Source organism: Rhodococcus sp. P3_B8, assembly GCF_056402775.1.
The window spans coordinates 1-2,654 of the sequence record NZ_JBFUGT010000534.1 but is presented as its reverse complement, the minus strand read 5'-3'; the positions used below and the strand labels follow the sequence as shown (position 1 = coordinate 2,654).

Below are 2,654 nucleotides of genomic sequence, written 5' to 3'. Positions count from 1 at the left end.
CAACTCGGCCGCGAGGAGACGCTGCAGGACACGGGCCGTGTCCTGTCGCGGTACGTCGACGCCGTGGTGTGGCGCACGTTCGGGCAGAAGCGGCTCGAGGCGATGGCGTCCGGCGCCGACGTCCCGATCGTCAACGCGCTGTCCGACGAGTTCCACCCGTGCCAGGTCCTGGCCGATCTGCAGACGCTCGTGGAGCGGAAGGGTTCGCTGAAGGGGCTGAAGCTCACCTACCTCGGCGACGGCGCCAACAACATGGCGCACTCGCTGATGCTGGGCGGTGTGACCGCCGGCGTCAACGTGACCATCGCCAGCCCCGAGGGATTCGCGCCCCTGCCGTGGGTGGTCGAGGCAGCCCGGGCGCGGGCGGCCGAGACCGGCGCGACCATCACCCTCACCGGTGACCCACAGACGGCGGTCGTCGGCGCGGACGCACTCGTCACCGACACCTGGACGTCGATGGGCCAGGAGAACGACGGGCTCGACCGCGTCGGCCCGTTCCGCCCGTTCCAGATCAACGAGGCGCTGCTCGCAAAGGCCGACGCCGACGCGGTGGTCCTGCACTGCCTGCCCGCCCACCGCGGGGAGGAGATCACCGACGACGTCCTCGACGGACCGCAGAGCGTCGTCTGGGACGAGGCGGAGAACCGGCTGCACGCACAGAAGGCACTGCTGGTGTGGCTGCTCGCACAGCGAACCGGGGACCGTCCGTGAGTGCGGCACCTCCGCAGAGTGCAGGTGCGGCTCAGCCGCAGCGTGCAGGTGCGGCACCGCCGCAGCGTGCAGGTGCGGCACCGCCGCAGCGTGCAAGTGCGGCACCGCCGCAGCGCCCCGCGAACGCGGCGACGGCACCCACACGGGCGGGACGGCAGGCACGCATCGTCGCGATCCTGTCGAACAACCCGGTCCGCAGCCAGACCGAACTCGCGGCGCTGCTCGCCGCCGAGGGCATCGACGCCACCCAGGCCACGCTGTCGCGGGACCTCGAGGAACTGGGTGCCGTGAAGCTTCGCGCCGCAGACGGCGGCGCCGGGGTCTACGTGGTGCCCGAGGACGGAAATCCCGTCCGCGGCGTCTCCGGCGGAACCGACCGGCTGTCGCGGTTGCTGGGGGAGTTACTGGTGTCGACCGATGCCAGTGGCAACATGGCGGTGCTGCGAACTCCCCCGGGGGCAGCGCACTATCTGGCGAGTGCACTCGATCGGGCATCATTACCTGACGTCGTGGGAACCATCGCGGGGGATGACACCATTCTCGTGGTGGCACGGGAGCCGCTGAGCGGGGCGGAACTCGCGGCCAAGATCGAATCCCTCGCCTGACAACTGAATCATCTCTACAGATCTTCAACCTAAGGAGCACAAGGACCATGGCCGATCGCGTCGTACTCGCCTACTCGGGCGGGCTGGACACCTCAGTCGCCATCAGCTGGATCGGCAAGGAGACGGGCAAGGAAGTTGTTGCTGTCGCCATCGATCTCGGCCAGGGCGGCGAGGACATGGAGGTCGTGCGTCAGCGTGCACTCGACTGCGGTGCGGTCGAGTCGGTCGTGGTGGATGCGCGCGACGAGTTCGCCGACGAATACTGCCTGCCGACCATCCAGGCCAACGCCCTCTACATGGACCGCTACCCGCTCGTGTCGGCCATCAGCCGCCCGCTGATCGTCAAGCACCTCGTCGAGGCCGCGCGTGCCCACGGCGGCACCACGGTCGCGCACGGCTGCACCGGCAAGGGCAACGACCAGGTCCGGTTCGAGGTCGGCTTCGGATCGCTCGCCCCCGACCTGGACGTCATCGCACCGGTCCGCGACTACGCGTGGACCCGGGAGAAGGCGATCGCGTTCGCCGAGGAGAACGAGATCCCGATCAACGTCTCCAAGAAGTCGCCGTTCTCGATCGACCAGAACGTGTGGGGCCGCGCCGTCGAGACCGGGTTCCTCGAGGACCTGTGGAACGCGCCGACCAAGGACGTCTACGACTACACGCAGGACCCGACCGTCAACTGGCAGGCACCCGACGAGCTGATCATCAGCTTCGAGGCCGGCCGGCCCGTCGCGATCGACGGCAAGCCGGTCAGCGTCCTCGAAGCGATCCAGGAGCTCAACCGCCGCGCCGGCGCTCAGGGTGTCGGCCGCCTCGACGTCGTCGAGGACCGTCTCGTCGGCATCAAGAGCCGTGAGATCTACGAGGCTCCCGGAGCGATGGTCCTCATCAACGCCCACCAGGAACTCGAGCACGTCACGCAGGAACGCGAACTCGGCCGCTACAAGCGTCAGACCGAGCAGCGCTGGAGCGAGCTGGTGTACGACGGCCTCTGGTTCTCCCCGCTGAAGGTCGCGCTGGACACGTTCATCGAGAAGACGCAGGAACGCGTCTCCGGCGACATCCGGCTGGTGCTGCACGGCGGTGCGATCATCGTCAACGGCCGCCGCAGCAACGAGTCGCTGTACGACTTCAACCTGGCGACCTACGACGAGGGCGACACGTTCGACCAGTCCTACGCCAAGGGATTCGTGCAGATCCACGGACTGTCCTCGAAGGTCGCGGCGAAGCGCGATCTGGGCCTCTAGGGATGAGTGCTCACGGCACCAACGAAGGAGCCCTCTGGGGCGGCCGGTTCGAGTCCGGACCGGCCGCCGCCATGGCGGCGCTGAGCAAGTC

The 2,654-nt window shown here is 68.5% G+C and carries 3 protein-coding genes; all 3 read left to right on the top strand.

Annotation, left to right across the window (positions count from 1 at the left end; translation table 11 throughout):
- Nucleotides 1–711, top strand: a 711-nt coding sequence (argF, locus tag AC1D1G_RS44160; RefSeq protein ID WP_477956820.1) for an ornithine carbamoyltransferase, incomplete at its 5' end; no start/stop codon positions are given.
- Nucleotides 708–1,316 (top strand): arginine repressor, encoded by a 609-nt coding sequence (locus AC1D1G_RS44155; protein WP_477956819.1) that lies wholly within the window; start codon nucleotides 708–710, stop codon nucleotides 1,314–1,316. The genes argF and AC1D1G_RS44155, both read left to right, overlap by 4 nt.
- A gap of 47 nt (nucleotides 1,317–1,363) precedes the next feature.
- On the top strand, nucleotides 1,364–2,563 hold the full coding sequence (locus AC1D1G_RS44150) for an argininosuccinate synthase (RefSeq protein WP_009473614.1): 1,200 nt from the start codon (nucleotides 1,364–1,366) through the stop codon (nucleotides 2,561–2,563).
- Nucleotides 2,564–2,654: the final 91 nt, after the last annotated feature.

Coding starts and splice junctions, on each gene's coding strand:
- AC1D1G_RS44150 (WP_009473614.1), top strand. CDS start 1,364: ATGGCCGATCGCGTCGTACTCGCCTACTCGGGCGGGCTGGACACCTCA.